Origin of the sequence: Alteromonas sp. Mac1 (assembly GCF_001562125.1) — a bacterium.
Classification (GTDB): domain Bacteria; phylum Pseudomonadota; class Gammaproteobacteria; order Enterobacterales; family Alteromonadaceae; genus Alteromonas; species Alteromonas stellipolaris.
Genome location: NZ_CP013932.1, coordinates 4,511,671 through 4,528,180 on the forward strand (window position 1 = coordinate 4,511,671; position 16,510 = coordinate 4,528,180).

Here is a 16,510-nt window from a genome sequence, read left to right on the forward strand (position 1 = left end):
TTCAAGCGATTAAGCTTGGGACGATTACATCATGCCGCCCATTCCGCCCATGCCGCCCATATCAGGCATTGCAGGCGCTGCTTCATCTTGAGGTACATCTGCAATCATGGCTTCAGTCGTGATCATAAGTGAAGCGATTGATGCTGCGAACTGTAGTGCAGAGCGCGTTACTTTAGTTGGGTCAAGAATACCCATCTCTAGCATGTCGCCATACGTGTCGTTACCCGCATTGTAACCGTAGTTACCGTCGCCATTTTTCACTTCGTTAACCACAACAGATGCTTCTGCACCGGCGTTGCTAGCGATTTGACGTAGAGGCGCTTCCATTGCACGTAGTGCAAGCTTAATACCTACTGTTTGGTCTTCGTTTTCGCCAGTTAGGCTAGCAAGCTTAGCTGCTGCACGAACTAGCGCAACACCACCACCAGGTACCACGCCTTCTTCAACCGCGGCGCGAGTTGCATGAAGTGCATCTTCAACACGATCTTTCTTCTCTTTCATTTCTACTTCGGTAGCTGCACCAACTTTAATTACTGCAACACCACCAGAAAGCTTAGCTAAACGCTCTTGAAGCTTTTCTTTGTCGTAGTCTGAAGAAGAGTCTTCAATCTGACCTTTAATTTGAGCACAACGGCCTTCAATTGCTTCTTCGTCGCCGTTACCATCAACAATAGTGGTATTGTCTTTGTTGATAACTACGCGCTTAGCAGTACCAAGGTCTTCTAGCTCTACTTTTTCAAGGTCTAGACCAATCTCTTCAGAGATAACCGTACCACCCGTTAGGATAGCGATGTCTTGAAGCATTGCTTTACGACGGTCGCCAAAGCCTGGTGCTTTAACAGCAGCTACTTTAACGATACCGCGCATGTTGTTTACTACTAATGTAGCTAGGGCTTCGCCTTCAACATCTTCAGCAATAATCATCAGTGGCTTACCTGCTTTTGCTACGCCTTCAAGGGTAGGAAGCAACTCACGGATGTTAGAAATTTTCTTATCAACCAATAGGATGAAAGGGCTGTCTAGCTCAACAGTACCGTTTTCTTGGTTGTTAATGAAGTAAGGAGATAGGTAACCGCGATCAAACTGCATACCTTCAACAACGTCTAGTTCGTTTTGAAGTGCTTGACCTTCTTCAACGGTAATGACGCCTTCTTTACCTACTTTTTCCATTGCTTGAGCAATGATGTCGCCAACTTCTGAATCAGAGTTAGCAGAGATAGTACCAACCTGAGCAATTGACTTGCTGTCAGCACAATCAGTAGAAAGCGCTTTAAGTTCTTCAACCGCTGCAATAACAGCTTTGTCGATACCGCGCTTAAGATCCATTGGGTTCATGCCTGCTGCTACAGACTTGTGACCTTCTGTGATAATAGCTTGTGCTAAAACAGTTGCAGTAGTTGTACCGTCACCCGCTTCATCGTTCGCTTTAGACGCCACTTCTTTAACCATCTGCGCGCCCATGTTCTCAAACTTGTCTTCAAGTTCGATTTCTTTGGCTACAGATACACCATCTTTAGTGATGGTAGGAGCGCCGAAAGACTTATCTAGTACTACGTTACGGCCTTTAGGACCTAGTGTAACTTTCACTGCGTTTGCTAGCGTGTTTACGCCTTTAAGCATTTTTGTACGAGCGTCGTTACCAAAACGTACTTCTTTAGCTGCCATGATTAAATTCCTCTCTTAATTCGTTTAACGTTAGTTGTAATTACTCAACAATCGCAAGAATGTCGCTTTCGCTTAGGATCAGAACTTCTTCACCATCCAGCTTTTCAGTTTTAACGCCGTAGCCTTCGCTAAAAATAACGGTGTCGCCAACTTTAACGTCTAGCGCTTTAACATCGCCATTTTCTAGGATGCGGCCGTTACCTACAGCGATGATCTCGCCACGTGTAGATTTTTCTGCTGCTGAACCAGTCAGAACGATACCGCCTGCAGATTTGCTTTCTTGCTCTGCGCGTTTAAGGATTACGCGGTCGTGTAAAGGACGAATTGCCATTTTCAAGTCTCCTGAAAATTTCACTATTCAAGTTAATGATTGTCGACACACAATGATTTGTATGTCGTATGCTTGGGTTGCTCGTTACCGAGCAGTTAAAATCGTGTCTGCGAGGATAAATGGGGGAGTAGCCATGCAAGTTCAAGGGTTTTTGAGCAAAAAAATGTAAAAAAATTGATTTTAATGCTCAAAGCTTGCACTCAAGGCCAAAAGCACACATTACTTAAGGCGTTTATCTGCATCATTTTGGGTTTTGTCTGAGAATTCACCTTCAAACACATCGCCATTGTCTGAACTACCTGGTTGACCAGACTGTTGCTGATTAAATGGGTTTTCGAACGGGTTGTACTGTGCGCCGCCAGCTTGGGTAACCACACGCAGTTTCATATGCTTACTCAGCTGCGAAGCAATAAGGTGGCGTGAACCTGGCAAGGCAAACATAAATCCAAGAACATCAGTAATTAGGCCTGGGGTAACCAATAAAATACCCGCCACTACCAGCATTAGGCCTTCTACCATCTCTTTGCCTGGCAATTCGTTACGCTGCATTTTGGCCTGTGCGGTTTGTAACGTTGCTATACCTTCGCGCTTAACAAAGTAAGCACCAATGAATGCCGTTAATATCACTAGCCCAATGGTATTCCAGCCACCAATTATCCCGCCCACTTGAACTAATAGGGCAATTTCTACTATGGGTAATATGGCAAACAATAAAAATAAAAACCGCACAACATTTCCTCTTTCATCTAGTCATAGAATAGTATTGGGGTAAAGACCACAATAACAAGCAAAGGTGCAACGCTTTGGGTTAAGTCGCAAACTCAAGCGACCGACGGTAGCTGTGTTAAACTGGGTTTGTGAAAGAATAGCGTATACATCTCGGTCTTGTTTTTTTACCGGCCAACAGCTTTAGGATAAAGAAAGTCGTTATATGAAGTACATCACCCGTTTGTTCTCTTTTGTCGCATGTTGCCTACTTTTAGCCTCGCTTGCGCTGCCTAGCTATGCGCAAACTACAGCACAGTCGTCACCTCAGACTTCAACTCAACCTTCAAGTCAGAACTTGGGTGGGTTTGATGATGTGTTCAGTAACCAAGAAGAATTCTTAAAAGTAGACCAAGCCTTTGCCTTCGACTTTAATCAAGCTGACGACACTCTAAGCCTTACCTTTACCATTGCCGAGGGCTATTACCTTTATAAAAAGCAATTCAAGTTAGTGGCTAAGCAAGCCGCCATCGGCGAACCGCATTATCCAGAAGGTGTTATCATTGAAGATGAATACTTTGGTGAGTCGGAAGTATTTTATGATGAAGTCACGTTAACCGTTCCTATTACTCAGGCCACCGACGACGGTATTGTAAAAATACGCTATCAAGGCTGCGCCGATGCGGGGCTTTGTTATGCTCCGAATATTAAAACGGTGTATTTAACCGCCATTGCAGATGCTTCTATCGGCAGCACTAACTCAACCACGTTGGATATTGAAAGCCGCTCTCAGGACGTACAGAACACTCCACAAGCCTCTCAATATTCGCTAGCCGATAAGCTTATTAACAAAGAAAACCTAGCCCTTACCTTAGTACTATTTTTTGTATTAGGTATTGGCCTTGCCTTTACGCCCTGCGTATTTCCGATGTACCCCATCGTGTCTGGTATTGTGATTGGCCAGGGTAAAAAAGCCAAAACCAGTAACGCATTTTGGCTTACGTTTATTTATGTTCAGGGTATGGCCATTACCTATTCTATATTAGGCTTAGTTGTGGCGTCGGCGGGTATGCAGTTTCAGGCAGCTCTTCAACATCCGCTTATTTTGGGTATTTTTATTGGCATTTTTGTTCTGCTGGCGTTAGCCATGTTTGGCCGATACGAGCTTCAACTTCCTGCAAAATGGCAAACCCGCTTAACTAATTTAAGTAACAACCAAACGCCTGGCAGCATGGCGGGTGTATTCGCTATGGGTGCGTTATCGGGGCTAATTGCCTCGCCATGCACTACGGCGCCATTAACCGGCATTTTATTGTTTATTGCTCAAAGCGGCGACTTAACTCTTGGCTTCATATCGCTTTATGTGTTGAGTATTGGCATGGGTGTTCCTCTTGTTATATTTGGGATCACCGGTTCTAAATTACTACCAAGAGCGGGTCAATGGATGAACGTGGTAAAAGTATCATTTGGATTTATGATGCTGTCGGTGGCCATCGTATTTGTAGAGCGTTTGTGGCCCAAAGCATGGTCTAGCGAATACATTAACTTGCTGTGGGCAGCCCTAGGTTTAGGGGCATTTGGTTATTATTTTGTGGTAAACGAAGCGAGCCAAAAAGGCATTTTGAAGTACGTGCGAACGTTGGTTATTGCGGCAGGTTTGTTCGCCAGTGCGCTGCTAGCCTATAACACCCTTACTTCATCTGAAGACACTGCCACGCAGCACAGCCAACAGGCTCATCCAACATTTATTGTCGTTGAGAATTTAGATGATTTACGCCAACAAATTGCGACAGCCAATTCACAAGGCAAAACGGTGATGGTGGACTTGTACGCCGATTGGTGTGCGGCCTGTAAAGAGTTTGAAAAATACACCTTCCCTGATCCTAATGTTATTAATGCGCTTAATAATACCGTGTGGATGCAGATAGATTTAACCGATACCTCTGCCAATAATACGGCCTTTCAGGAAGAATTTTCTATTCTTGGGCTGCCAACTATTTTATTTTTCGATGAAAGCGGTAATGAGCTAACGCAGTCTCGGGTAACCGGATTTATGAAAGCGCCAGCCTTTGCTGAACATGTTGAAAATACGTTTTAACATTATGATTGGTGAGTGATTACACTTCGCCGTAATTCAAGGGTGAGCTATGCCCCAAATGCCTCAGTTTTCACTCGCGCTTTTGTTCATTCTTACCTTGTGCGTGCCATCTAAAACGCTATTGGCGCAAGAGACCGTGAAGCAAAACCTGACAACCCAGGCGCTTGGTTGCTACGATGCTAATCGATTTTGTATTAGTATTTCGCCGCCCACAAATGGCAACTATGAAGTTTATGCCCAGCGAAAGATACCGCTGCCTCTTGTGCTTACGTTATCAGCCAGTGGGCTTGCGTCTACTTTACCAACCAGTGGGCTTACGCCCGGGTCGACATCCAGCGTATTTTTAAACGACGATGACCCTATTTTAATGGGGGTAGTAAAAAGCCCGCGACGGTTTTGGCACTCAATGAAAGTAAGCTGGACTTCAGGAGTGCTGAATGCTGTGCACAATGATGAAGTGATTTATTTGCCGCCGCTGCGCCCAGCTAGTAATTACCCCGTAGTACAAGGTTTTGGTGGGGGCTATAGCCATACAGGCGCTTCTCGCTATGCATTAGATTTTGCGGCGCCGGTTGGCACTCCCGTGTTCGCCGCTCGTAATGGTGTAGTCATAGATACAAAAGATGATGGTCAATTGGGTGGCGCTTCCAAGCGGTTTGCTAAGCACGCAAATTTTGTTGCCATACTGCACAGCGATGGCACCACAGGCGAATATTATCATTTGAAATATAAAGGTGTGGTGGTAACAAGAGAGCAAAAGGTGAAAGCTGGAGAGCTCATTGGTTATTCTGGTAATACGGGGTTTTCATCACTGCCCCATTTGCACTTCGCCGTGTATAAGGCGAAGTACGAAGGAAGGTATATGTCGGTGCCTTTTACGTTAAAAAATGAACTCGAATGAGCTCCACTATTCATATTAGCATCACATAAAATTTACATACGCACTTTCTTATACACCGCCTCACACCTGTGATCACGCATATATTGGAAAGAGAACTTTGCGTCGAAAACACCTGATTAGACCAGTATTTTGCTGCGAAATCTTTCACTATCTCTATAATCAACGTCTAAATGAATAAACGACCGGATTAATTGTCTTTTTTTCGTGCAACTGTCATAAAATTTTGTTGAAATGGCAAATACACTGACTTTTTCCCGAAGATAGCAGCAACTTTAATGAATATTTTGTTACTGAACGGCCCTAACCTAAATATGTTAGGACAACGTGAACCCGATAAGTATGGCACACAAACGTTACAGAACATCGTTGATGATCTGAGCGCGCAGGCAAAATCGTCTGATGCCACCCTTACCCATTTTCAGTCGAACGCAGAACATGCGCTTATCGACCGTATTCATCAGTCTATGGGTAATATCGACGCAATTATTATTAACCCCGCTGCTTTCACTCATACCAGCGTTGCGCTTCGCGACGCGTTGTTAAGTGTCAATATCCCGTTTATTGAAGTACACCTGTCGAATGTTCATGCCCGTGAATCATTTCGACATCACTCATATTTCTCAGATGTTGCGGCAGGCGTCATTGTTGGCCTTGGTGCCATTGGCTATTCACTAGCCCTGACCGCCGCCATCAATTTACCGCAATCAAAAAATTAACGTAGAGACTGAACATGGATATTAGAAAAATCAAAAAACTCATCGAATTAGTGGAAGAGTCTGGCATCGCCGAACTTGAGATCACTGAAGGCGAAGAGTCTGTTCGAATTCATCGCGGCCCAACTGGCGTTCAAGCGCCAATGAACTATAGCTTTGCTGCACCAGCTCATGCGGCGCCAGCTCCTGCTCCAGCACCTGTTGCGGCGGCTGAACCTGCTCAAGCAGCAGCACCTGCAGCGCCAGAAGGCCATGTGGTTAAGTCGCCAATGGTAGGAACTTTCTATCGCGCATCTTCACCTACTGCAAAACCATTTGCCGAAGTGGGTCAAACGGTTAATGCAGGCGACACGCTTTGTATTATCGAAGCGATGAAGATGATGAACCAAATCGAATCAGACAAATCTGGTGTGGTTAAAGCAATACTGGTAGATAACCAAGACCCAGTAGAGTTTGATCAACCCATGTTCATCATTGAATAAGCAGGCTTCGTACTATGCTAGATAAAGTACTCATTGCAAACCGTGGTGAAATTGCCCTTCGTATTTTGCGTGCCTGTAAAGAGCTTGGCATCAAAACCGTTGCGGTACACTCCACGGCAGACAAAAACTTAAAGCACGTGTTGCTGGCAGACGAGTCGATTTGTATCGGTAAAGCCTCAGCAACCGAAAGCTACTTAAATATCCCTCGCATTATTGCGGCAGCTGAAGTCACAAATTCTATTGCTATTCACCCAGGGTACGGCTTTTTAGCAGAAAACGCCGACTTTGCTGAGGCAGTTGAAAAAAGTGGCTTTATCTTCATTGGTCCAACAGCAGACACCATCAACCTGATGGGTGATAAAGTGTCGGCAATTAGTGCCATGAAGAAAGCTGGCGTACCCTGTGTACCTGGCTCAGACGGCCCGCTTACTGGCGATAATGATAAAAATAAAACGATTGCTAAACGCATCGGTTACCCAATTATTGTTAAAGCAGCTGGCGGCGGCGGTGGTCGTGGTATGCGTGTGGTTCGCAGTGAAGCGGAACTTATTAGTGCCATTGAAACCACGCAAGCTGAAGCGGGCGCGGCATTTGGTAACGCTACCGTGTACATGGAAAAATTCTTAGAAAATCCACGTCATGTGGAAATTCAGATTTTAGCCGATGGCCAAGGCAATGCGATTCACTTAGGTGAACGTGACTGTTCTATGCAGCGTCGCCACCAAAAAGTGGTAGAAGAAGCACCAGCACCTGGTATTTCTGAGCAAATGCGTAATAAGATTGGCGATCGTTGTCGTCGTGCTTGTGTAGAAATTGGTTATCGCGGTGCAGGTACGTTTGAATTCTTGTATGAAAACGGCGAGTTCTATTTCATTGAAATGAACACCCGTATTCAGGTTGAGCACCCAGTATCAGAAATGATTACCGGCGTTGACTTAATTAAAGAACAACTGCGTATTGCAGCTGGTCAACCTCTGTCTATCGACCAATCGCAAATTCAAATTCGTGGCCACGCTATTGAATGTCGAATTAATGCTGAAGATCCTAAAACCTTTATCCCAAGCCCAGGCACTATTGATATTTTCCACTCGCCAGGCGGTTTAGGTATTCGTTGGGAATCTCATATTTATGCTGGCTACACGGTGCCGCCTTTCTACGACTCCATGATTGGTAAGTTGATTACCTTTGGTGAAAGTCGCGACGAAGCGATTGCCAGAATGCGCCACGCTTTAGATGAGCTAGTCATTGAAGGGATAAAAACCAACATTCCTTTACAGCGCTCCATTATGGCTGACGAAAACTTCTTTGCGGGTGGAACAAATATTCACTACCTTGAAAAGAAACTAGGCATAGCCTAACAGCATCAAAAATCAGTGCCGTGCTTTGCATAGCACTGATTTTATCTCCCCCCATTCACTTCTGTTCCTCACTTTTTCTACAATATATTCCCAAGCTACTTAAAGTATTCGCTAGTAGCTGTACCGTTTTGCCGTGCGGTTTACTGCCTTCGCTTAAGCTATCAAATTTCACATAGTTCATTCTGTTTTTACGATTAGAACAATCAAGTTTTAAGGTTTTTCAAATGAGGAGTGCGGGCATATACTGAACTCAGTTTCCTAGCCCTCCCTGCTATTGAAACTTTAGTTGTGTTTTATGTGTTTACCCTCATTGGAGTCCACCTCCAGTCTTTAGCCGGCGCCTTTCGCCGGCTTTTTTTTCAGTTTTTTCATCACAAATAGTTACCCTAGTTCCCCTTTATTTCGTATAAGCTGGTTAGGATTAATTTACATATAGATGAATTGGACGCTACTGAAATGAAATGGGTTGATAACGCGGCGGTACTTGTTGTTCTCTTATTTTCCATATCCACCAATGCCTTTGGGGAACGCTTAAGCTTTTCACAAAAGCTTGATATGCAAGTTCGTTTTGACGAGCGCTCAGACCGAGATCATAGAAGCCAGTATAGAATGCGTTATTACCCTTCTCTTTCCCTCTCCTCCGACGATGCGTGGTCGTTAAACAGCTTTGTAGTAACTGGGCAGTCTTTTGCGTCAAGCCACAATACCTTTGGCAGCGACACGTCAGACTACCTTTACGCTAGGCGTTTATATTTACGCTATGAATTTTCTGATGGAAAAATGGAGGCAGGAATAATACCCACTTATAAAGGCCGCGTTTCTTCGTCAGGGCTGTCTAAAGACGGCTGGATCAAAGGCATGCGCAGTGTTTATGCCCTGCAAAAGGACAGCGAAATAGAACTGGTTATTGGCGAGCTTGATAATACCAATGCAAATAGTGCGTTTGATAGCTTCCATCAGCTCAACTATGTTGAATTAGAATACTCAGCAAAAATGGGGCAGACCCACAGCTACGAACTAAGTGTAGAGCGTATGACTGACAGCAACTTCATTCGAGGTGAATATCGCTGGCAATACACGCCATCTCACACCTTGTTCGTTGAGTCTGTGCAACAGCTGTCATCTTCAAGTTCAAAGTTTGTTATTGGTTTAAGCGGAAAAACCAGCATGGGTAACTATCCTTTATCCTACTTTTCTCACTACTCTTATGTGAGTGAAGGATTTGGTCCTAGGGCTGAGTTAACTGAAGATTTTTTAGGAACGGGGCATGGCGCTTCAGCTGAAATAAGCGGTGACATTACGCTTATTGATGACACAGAGTGGTTTATTCGTGCAGATGTGGTAGACAGCGTTAGTAGGCTACTTGCGGGCATAAAGGTGTCATTTGAGCAATAAAAAGGGCCCATCAAAATGATGGGCCAAACAGCAAGAACGCGTACGCACTTTGACAGTGCACTATTTAATACGTTTGTGCCACACACTTAAGTTCAGCAACATCGCATTACGTTTTTTTAATTCGCATAACCGCTTGTTAGCACGGTCATTTACTGTAGCAGCTTACTGAAGTATGGTAGTGTTTACTAACAGTAAGCGCTATCGATTACCGCTCATTTTTCAATATTTACCACTTAGGTAAAAAGGTTAACAAGGTGCCCAAACGCTACGAAGAACTAAAATCCCAACTTCCTGTTTCACGCTTGTCTATCGACGTATTGCTTGCTTTGCGTGTGCTTTACGACAAGCCCGAAAACGAAGTGAAGTTACAACAAGAAATGGCAGAGCTTTCCCACGACCCTAGCAAGCTAGAACGAGAATACCGAGCTGAATGGGAAGCCTATGTTCTGCGTGAACTGGTATTAGATTTAAAGCAGAACACCCAACGTAGTCCTGCTACTTTTATCGACTCGGTGTTAAGTCGTATTGAAAGCCTTAAAGAAAGCTGCCCTTACTATAAAGCCTATAAACAGCAAATTTCAGAAGCTAAGTCTGCGGAAGACGGCTCTACGGCGTTGTTCCCCGTTCCTTGGCGTCAGCAACTCATGATGCTGCTACTGCCAGTCACAGCCGTGAAGCCGTTGAAGCCAGCGGAATAGTAGGTTACTTATTCGCACTCTTAGGTTTGTATTGAGAAGGGCAATACCCTCTTTCTACGCCAGCTGGACGTAAAATTTTGTGTTTGGTTTTGCGTCCAGACACCCTTGCTCGCCAATTTTTAAATGTCTTATGCTTTAAATTCTGGCGCATCAGTTTGATCACCTCTTTTTCAGACAAGCCATATAAGGTTTCGATTGCCTCAAAAGGGGTTCTATCTTCCCACGCCATTTCAATAACGCGAGATTGCTCAACCTCGGTAAGCCGCCCTTTTGTCTGACGTTCTAAGGGATAAATCTCTGTTGGATGCTCTTTTGACGGGCGCTCTTTTGGAGCACGCTCTTCTGTATGTTGCTCTTCGATATATCGCATGCTGCTGGCTCTTGTTATTTAACACTACTTCTACGCTAATATAGAAAAAATGTTCACCTTACCTAGCCTTACCTAACCTTACATTTATTTAATCTTCCCAGCAGACATCGTTAGAATGATATCAAGTAAAGCTGCGGCCGCTTTTGCGTCGGAGAGCGCGCGGTGATGCTGCTCCATTTTAATATCGAAATGCCGCGTAAGGTTTGCCAATGAATATGAAGGTAGCCCTGGGTTTACCTTTCGCATTTCTCTTACCGTACACAGCTTAGGCCGTTTGAAAGGAAGCTCTAACCGTGCAAATTCCTGTTTAATGAAGCCATAATCAAAATTAACGTTGTGCGCCACAAATACCGCCTCGTCGGTAAAGCTAGCAATACTTTCAGCGACTTCTACAAATAATGGGGCATCAGCCACCATATCATCAGAAATACCGGTAAGACGTGTGATGGTAGCCGGAATTCTTCGCTGCGGGTTAATCAAGGTTTGATAAGTATCTACCACTTCGCCCGCAACAATTTTCACCATGCCAATTTCAGTAATTCGATTGTAGCTGTTGTTGCCGCCTGTGGTTTCAATATCAACCACCACATAGGGCTGGTTAGGATCGCGATGCCAATTTACTGTAGTAACGGCAACTTCAAACCCTGCGCGTTGCAACCTCTGAATAGACACCAATTGATTGCGTCTTAACTGATCACCCGGCGCTTTCACTTCTTCAAAGCGCAGCTTTTCATCAAACACCATAATGTCAGGGAAGCCGTCGCTTAAAGAGGCAAAATCTTCACTCATCATTCGAAGCAGGTTAACGATGGCGCTAAGCTCGCCGTGCTTGATAAGAGCATCGATAGGTTCAAGCAAGTGGCTGCTCCACATGAATAAGCTATTCACTTTGCCATAGTGGGCTGTCGCCATTTTGTGAACGTGATGACGAAATTTCTCTTTGCTATCTAACCGTTCAAATAAAGCTTCTATACTGCTACCAAAACGCGCATAAAAGTTGTTTTGTTTAAGCGACAGTGGCCGCCTGTCAAACTCAGTGACTAACGTATCTTCTTCATATAACTGTGCCCAAAAGGTTAGCCCAAACAAGCTGCGCCATAATCGGTTTTCTGTACGCCACCCCGCAATTCCCAAGCGTTTATAGTGAGCTAAAACGCCGCGCTCTACCTGTTGATTCTGACTAACATCAATATCAATAGTACGGCTGGCATTTCTAAGCATATCGGTCACCGCACTGGTGCGCTTTTTATGGTACTTTCTAGCGTAAAAATCTTCAGCGAACGCAAGCAATGTATCTGATGGCGGTGAGTCGATAATAAGTTCTAGCACTTCTTTAACGCTGTCCACATTGCCATCTTTATAGCTCTCTCTAATCCATTTTTCTTTCGCTTTGTCGCTATCGGCGCTAGACAATAAAAGAAGGGCCTGCTCTCGATACTCTCCTAATAGCTTCAACGCTAACGCATAGAGAAATTGATCGCGATAGAACATGGCCGATACGCCATCGCTGTTGGGGAAGGTTTCTTGGGCTAATGCACTTGCTTGCGAAATAGAAAGGAAGGGAAGCTTTTCCAAATGATTAGCAAAGAACCACGCCGCTTCAGCATCGGCTTTGCTGTCAAAACGAGTAATGTCTGACACCGAATCGCCCCGCGTACGCATGACGCCTAAGTCGCGCATAGAGAATTGATTTAGCCTACCTTTGGTATTGCCAAAATAAAGGAATAATAAAAATTTTAGCGGTGCATCAAACAAACACACTAAGTAGGTATGCTCATTTAGCCCTTCAGGCCAACCATGCTGATTGATGCAGGCTTCTAAGCGCGATACAAGTACAGGTTTGGTTAATGAAGCCAAACCTTGGGTAGCGCCATATTCACTTAGCAGTTTTAGAATAGCGTCTTTGGTGAGAACCCCTGCAATATCTTGCAATGAAGCATGCTGCAAGTCGCCAAACCAGTTGGCATCCACCAACTCATCAATTTGATACTGAGGATTGGCTATTTCGGCGTAGCTAAATTGCGACCTATCAATAACCGCATACTTGCGATTGGCCGCACGCACGATGATGCATTGCTTATCAGCATCTAACTGGTTAAAGCTTTCTATAAAATCACGCGCATTATCGCTTAACAACGCAGCATTCGCCCCTTTAAAGAACGCTAAGAATTCAAAAAAGTGGGCTAAGTAATATCGTGGTGGCAAATCTTTTCGCATTATAAAACCAAACTATTGCATACTTAATTAGTGTATATTTATACAGCCCTATTGTTCAACCTTTTCCCTTTTTATTTCATGCGTGGGGGCACGGGCTTTTGCGTAGTGGCTTGGTAAGTCACAATGCTTAAGTTGGCAGTCAATCCAGTTTTCTACTTTACTCGTAATAACTATCACAACTTAATTCACCTACGAGGAAATCATGAGCTTAACGAGATCGATGGAATTCTCTTGCCCATATTGCATGGCAGCCAATGATGTAGAAATTGACGAGGTTAATGATGTTGATCAGGTGCAGGTACTTGATTGCCAAGTATGTTGCCAACCTATTGAACTTGGCGTCTATCAACAAGGCGAAGACTTAAATATTATTGCGGAGCAGGAAAATGCCTGATAGCGGTACCCACTTTTCGTTGCAAGACATCAATGCACTGCCACAACGATATCGCGCCAACTTTATAAATAGCTTATCAGGTTTTAAATCTTCCTCTTTGCTTGGTACTACCGATGGCCGAGTCAACAACTTAGCGATTATTAGCTCTGTGGTTCATGTGGGAGCTAACCCACCATTGCTGGGCATTATTATGCGTCCGCATACTGTACAGAGAGATTCTCTGTCTAATATTAAGCAGCAAGGTATGTTCACGTTGAATCATGTCCACACGAGCTGGACTGACAAAGCACATCAAACCTCTGCGCGGTACGATAATGGTGTGAGCGAGTTTGAAGAGGTTGGGCTAACGCCCTGGTTTAGTGACACATTCAGCGCGCCTTACGTTAAAGAAAGCGCAGTAAAGATGGGGTTGAAAGTAGAACAGCATTTTACACTGTGTAATCAAACCGAAATGATTATAGGTGAAATTCAAGAGGTCTTTATTACTGACCGAAGCAATGCCCCGAGTGCTGACTCTGAAAATACCAATCCAAAAAATGCTATCGCCGAAGATGGTTATGTTGATATTGAATCATTGCAAACCTCGTGCATTTCGGGGCTAGACACTTATCATAGTACGCATAAGATAGCCCAATATGCTTATGCTAAACCCAACGAGCCTTTAACAAAGGCGAGCATAACTAAAAAATAATTCATGTTTAGCAACTGGCGCATAGATTAACAGTACGTATATGCCATATAACATTGATTTTGTTAGCTGTTCAGGCGTTGTTCAGGTGGCAACAGTTAATCTATATCAACAAATCTTTATTGCTTTGTGTTAGATCCAAACGCCACGGGTTATAGTATAATTAGAATATTCAAAACCTGCCTTGCGGCAGGTTTTTGCGTTTTAGGCGCTGAGTAAAAAAGAATCATTATCGTTATTATCTCAATTGGAGAGAATTATGAAGTCTGTAAACCGTCGTGACTTTCTGAAATTGTCAGGTACATCTTTGATAGGCCTAACGTTAGGAAGCGTTGCGTTACGTGCTAATGCGCAAGAACAATTACAAACAGATGATCCAAGCGCAAAAGCATTAAACTACACTGCGGCGTCTACTGTGGACGGTGCTAAATGTAATAACTGCATGTACATTCAAGGTGCCGACGGCGAACAACACCGCCCTTGTGCCATATTCCCTAACAAATTGGTCAACGCCAATGGTTGGTGTAGTGCGTGGGTTAAACGCCCAGGCTAATAACGTGAATTATTGAAAAAGCCCCGGTCTCGCTCATGTGTGAAGCGACACCGAGGCTTTTTTGCCATTAAATTAAGCTATTTAAACTAACTACAACCCTTCCACAGCCTCTAACAACTCGGGGTTATGTAAGCGGCTTGGTAATAAACCAGGCTTTATATATGCCCCATGCTTCGCTTGAAATATACTGCCAATGCGTAACACTTTTTCGTCGTCCCATTGCTTGCCAATAAAGCTGATCCCCACCGGAAGATTTTTAACCTCACCCGCTGGCACAGTAAGGTGCGGATAACCTGCAATAGCCGCCAAATACCCAATACCAATGAAGCCCATTGGGGAGTGATCGCCATACACGCCATCAATCAGAAAAGCGGGGCTATTTGAAGGTGCAACGAGCACATCTACCTTATGCTCTGCCATTAAGGCATCAATACCATTCTGTCTAGCGGTTTTCCTCACTAGCGCTAGGGCTGAGGTGTATTTTTGGCTTTTGGTATCGTCGGTGTTCACGGCTTTTTCGAATATATCTTGATTAAATAGCGCGAGCTCTCGAGTGATTGCTTGATTGTAAGTGATAAGCTCCGACAAGCTGCGAACGGGAATATCAGCGGGGCTACTTTCAAGGTATTCGTTTAACGTGTAATGAAACTCGCTGAGTAACACTTGATAAGAGTCTGCCCAAAAGCTTTCAGGTTGTTTGAAATCGCTAATTTCCACCAGTTCAGCACCTGCGGCGGTTAAGCTACTTAAGGCTTTTTCATAAGTAGAAAGCACATGAGGGTTATCACCTTGACGATATCGCACAACGCCAACGCGCACGCCTTTCAAATCGGTTGCTAACATACTTTGCTGCGGCGCACTAAGCATATGCGTGGTTGCGTCTTTCGTTGCGCTGTCTTTGGGATCTACACCTGCCATCACTGAAGCCATTAACCATGCATCGTTAACGTTTGCGGTCATGGGCCCTGCGGTATCTTGGGTATACGAGATAGGTACAATGTGCGTACGCGACAATAGCCCAACGGTGGGTTTAAAACCTACAATACCGTTCATTGAAGAAGGGCAAATAATAGAACCGTTGGTTTCAGTGCCCACCGCTAAAGATGCTAAACGCAATGCCATAGCAGCACCAGAGCCAGAAGAAGACCCGCACGCACTACGAGATAACATATGCGGGTTTCGGGTTAGCCCGCCTACGGCGCTCCAACCACTAATAGAAGATTCAGACCGAAAATTAGCCCATTCAGATAGATTAGTTTTGCCTAACACAATGGCGCCCGCAGCTTTTAGGCGAGCCACAATAGGGGCATCTCGCTTTGTATCATTATTAACAAGCGCCATCGCGCCTGCGGTAGTGGGTAGCTCGCTGGTTTCAATATTGTCTTTCAGTAAAACAGGCAGACCAAACAGCGGCCCTTTTCGCATTCTATTTTTACGTGCCAAATCAGCCGCTTTTGCCTCTTCAATAGCATTGGGGTTAAGTGCCAAAATACTATTCACATCACCATCAAGCTTTTCGATGCGAGCAAGATAGCCTTGCACTAGTGCCTCAGACGACAACTCACCTTCTGCAATAGCTTGTGCTTGCTCTAACGCAGATTTATCTAACCAAGACGAAATAGATGCAGAAACAGCACCTTCGTCTGAATTTTCAACAGACACATCTTTTGTGGTCGGCTGCGATGGTGCACATGCTGTGCAAAGTAATATAGCGGCGGCGTAAAAAAGCGTAACCCTCATGTGGTTCATCCCCAGGTTCTTAAGATATCTGCATTTTAGTTTTGAATATCTTAGTAGTGCATAGAAACGATTACTACGCAATACGTTGCTAACTCGGTTCAACCCTTCATTTTATTCGGCAAACGCGACATATGAAGACATAACAGTTAGAAATACGAGCCTTGGGGCTGTGATTTAGGGGCATGGGTTATGGGATTATTTA

General features: G+C 44.4%; 16 protein-coding genes. 10 read left to right on the plus strand and 6 right to left on the minus strand.

Annotated features, from left to right (window positions below):
• Positions 1–24 precede the first annotated feature (24 nt).
• The 3 genes from groL to AV939_RS19120 form a co-directional block, all read right to left on the minus strand.
• Complete coding sequence (groL, locus tag AV939_RS19110) at positions 25–1,665, minus strand: chaperonin GroEL (RefSeq protein WP_057795355.1); 1,641 nt, start codon at positions 1,663–1,665, stop codon at positions 25–27.
• 40 nt (positions 1,666–1,705) lie between these two features.
• Positions 1,706–1,996, minus strand: coding sequence for a co-chaperone GroES (locus AV939_RS19115; protein ID WP_013786601.1), 291 nt, complete (start codon positions 1,994–1,996; stop codon positions 1,706–1,708).
• 219 nt (positions 1,997–2,215) lie between these two features.
• Positions 2,216–2,725 carry an FxsA family protein gene (locus AV939_RS19120; protein ID WP_061998071.1) on the minus strand — a complete coding sequence of 170 codons (510 nt, stop codon included), beginning with the start codon at positions 2,723–2,725 and terminating at the stop codon, positions 2,216–2,218.
• A gap of 202 nt (positions 2,726–2,927) precedes the next feature.
• Here AV939_RS19120 and AV939_RS19125 point away from each other — a divergent pair, with 202 nt between their 5' ends.
• The 7 genes from AV939_RS19125 (at position 2,928) to AV939_RS19155 (ending at position 10,346) form a co-directional block, all read left to right on the plus strand.
• Complete coding sequence (locus tag AV939_RS19125) at positions 2,928–4,799, plus strand: protein-disulfide reductase DsbD (protein WP_061998072.1); 1,872 nt, start codon at positions 2,928–2,930, stop codon at positions 4,797–4,799.
• 49 nt (positions 4,800–4,848) lie between these two features.
• Positions 4,849–5,700, plus strand: coding sequence for a M23 family metallopeptidase (locus AV939_RS19130; RefSeq protein WP_082746086.1), 852 nt, complete (start codon positions 4,849–4,851; stop codon positions 5,698–5,700).
• Positions 5,701–5,975: 275 nt separating this feature from the next.
• Positions 5,976–6,416, plus strand: a complete 441-nt coding sequence (gene aroQ, locus AV939_RS19135) for a type II 3-dehydroquinate dehydratase (RefSeq protein ID WP_057795342.1) — start codon at positions 5,976–5,978, stop codon at positions 6,414–6,416.
• A 14-nt stretch (positions 6,417–6,430) separates the two neighbouring features.
• Positions 6,431–6,895: an acetyl-CoA carboxylase biotin carboxyl carrier protein gene (accB, locus tag AV939_RS19140; RefSeq protein WP_013786606.1), complete on the plus strand. Its 465-nt coding sequence runs from the start codon at positions 6,431–6,433 to the stop codon at positions 6,893–6,895.
• A gap of 14 nt (positions 6,896–6,909) precedes the next feature.
• On the plus strand, positions 6,910–8,253 hold the full coding sequence (gene accC / locus AV939_RS19145; RefSeq protein ID WP_057795338.1) for an acetyl-CoA carboxylase biotin carboxylase subunit: 1,344 nt from the start codon (positions 6,910–6,912) through the stop codon (positions 8,251–8,253).
• A 456-nt stretch (positions 8,254–8,709) separates the two neighbouring features.
• Positions 8,710–9,648 (plus strand): hypothetical protein, encoded by a 939-nt coding sequence (locus AV939_RS19150; protein WP_057795337.1) that lies wholly within the window; start codon positions 8,710–8,712, stop codon positions 9,646–9,648.
• 254 nt (positions 9,649–9,902) lie between these two features.
• On the plus strand, positions 9,903–10,346 hold the full coding sequence (locus AV939_RS19155; protein ID WP_061998073.1) for a hypothetical protein: 444 nt from the start codon (positions 9,903–9,905) through the stop codon (positions 10,344–10,346).
• A 4-nt stretch (positions 10,347–10,350) separates the two neighbouring features.
• Here AV939_RS19155 and AV939_RS20420 read toward each other — a convergent pair whose 3' ends face one another.
• Entirely contained in the window at positions 10,351–10,641 is a 291-nt protein-coding gene (locus tag AV939_RS20420; RefSeq protein WP_372619658.1) for a TIGR03643 family protein, read from the minus strand.
• A gap of 159 nt (positions 10,642–10,800) precedes the next feature.
• Positions 10,801–12,933, minus strand: coding sequence for an exonuclease domain-containing protein (locus AV939_RS19165; protein ID WP_061998074.1), 2,133 nt, complete (start codon positions 12,931–12,933; stop codon positions 10,801–10,803).
• A 202-nt stretch (positions 12,934–13,135) separates the two neighbouring features.
• Between AV939_RS19165 and AV939_RS19170 the strand changes: the two genes are divergently transcribed.
• From AV939_RS19170 to AV939_RS19180, 3 genes are all read left to right on the plus strand, one after another.
• Positions 13,136–13,327 (plus strand): CPXCG motif-containing cysteine-rich protein, encoded by a 192-nt coding sequence (locus AV939_RS19170; RefSeq protein ID WP_061998075.1) that lies wholly within the window; start codon positions 13,136–13,138, stop codon positions 13,325–13,327.
• Positions 13,320–14,018, plus strand: a complete 699-nt coding sequence (locus tag AV939_RS19175; RefSeq protein WP_057795330.1) for a flavin reductase family protein — start codon at positions 13,320–13,322, stop codon at positions 14,016–14,018. Before AV939_RS19170 ends, AV939_RS19175 begins: the two co-directional genes overlap by 8 nt.
• A 256-nt stretch (positions 14,019–14,274) precedes the next feature.
• The gene (locus AV939_RS19180; protein ID WP_061998076.1) at positions 14,275–14,568 is read left to right on the plus strand and encodes a high-potential iron-sulfur protein; all 294 of its coding nucleotides are present in this window, start codon (positions 14,275–14,277) and stop codon (positions 14,566–14,568) included.
• 90 nt (positions 14,569–14,658) lie between these two features.
• On the opposite strand, the gene AV939_RS19185 is transcribed toward AV939_RS19180, so the two are convergent.
• Positions 14,659–16,308, minus strand: a complete 1,650-nt coding sequence (locus AV939_RS19185) for an amidase (RefSeq protein ID WP_061998077.1) — start codon at positions 16,306–16,308, stop codon at positions 14,659–14,661.
• Positions 16,309–16,510: the final 202 nt, after the last annotated feature.

Coding starts and splice junctions, on each gene's coding strand:
- AV939_RS19175 (WP_057795330.1), top strand. CDS start 13,320: ATGCCTGATAGCGGTACCCACTTTTCGTTGCAAGACATCAATGCACTG.
- AV939_RS19165 (WP_061998074.1), bottom strand. CDS start 12,933: ATGCGAAAAGATTTGCCACCACGATATTACTTAGCCCACTTTTTTGAA.
- accB (WP_013786606.1), top strand. CDS start 6,431: ATGGATATTAGAAAAATCAAAAAACTCATCGAATTAGTGGAAGAGTCT.
- AV939_RS19170 (WP_061998075.1), top strand. CDS start 13,136: ATGAGCTTAACGAGATCGATGGAATTCTCTTGCCCATATTGCATGGCA.
- AV939_RS19185 (WP_061998077.1), bottom strand. CDS start 16,308: ATGAGGGTTACGCTTTTTTACGCCGCCGCTATATTACTTTGCACAGCA.
- aroQ (WP_057795342.1), top strand. CDS start 5,976: ATGAATATTTTGTTACTGAACGGCCCTAACCTAAATATGTTAGGACAA.
- AV939_RS19125 (WP_061998072.1), top strand. CDS start 2,928: ATGAAGTACATCACCCGTTTGTTCTCTTTTGTCGCATGTTGCCTACTT.
- groL (WP_057795355.1), bottom strand. CDS start 1,665: ATGGCAGCTAAAGAAGTACGTTTTGGTAACGACGCTCGTACAAAAATG.
- AV939_RS19115 (WP_013786601.1), bottom strand. CDS start 1,996: ATGGCAATTCGTCCTTTACACGACCGCGTAATCCTTAAACGCGCAGAG.
- accC (WP_057795338.1), top strand. CDS start 6,910: ATGCTAGATAAAGTACTCATTGCAAACCGTGGTGAAATTGCCCTTCGT.
- AV939_RS19180 (WP_061998076.1), top strand. CDS start 14,275: ATGAAGTCTGTAAACCGTCGTGACTTTCTGAAATTGTCAGGTACATCT.
- AV939_RS19130 (WP_082746086.1), top strand. CDS start 4,849: ATGCCCCAAATGCCTCAGTTTTCACTCGCGCTTTTGTTCATTCTTACC.
- AV939_RS19150 (WP_057795337.1), top strand. CDS start 8,710: ATGAAATGGGTTGATAACGCGGCGGTACTTGTTGTTCTCTTATTTTCC.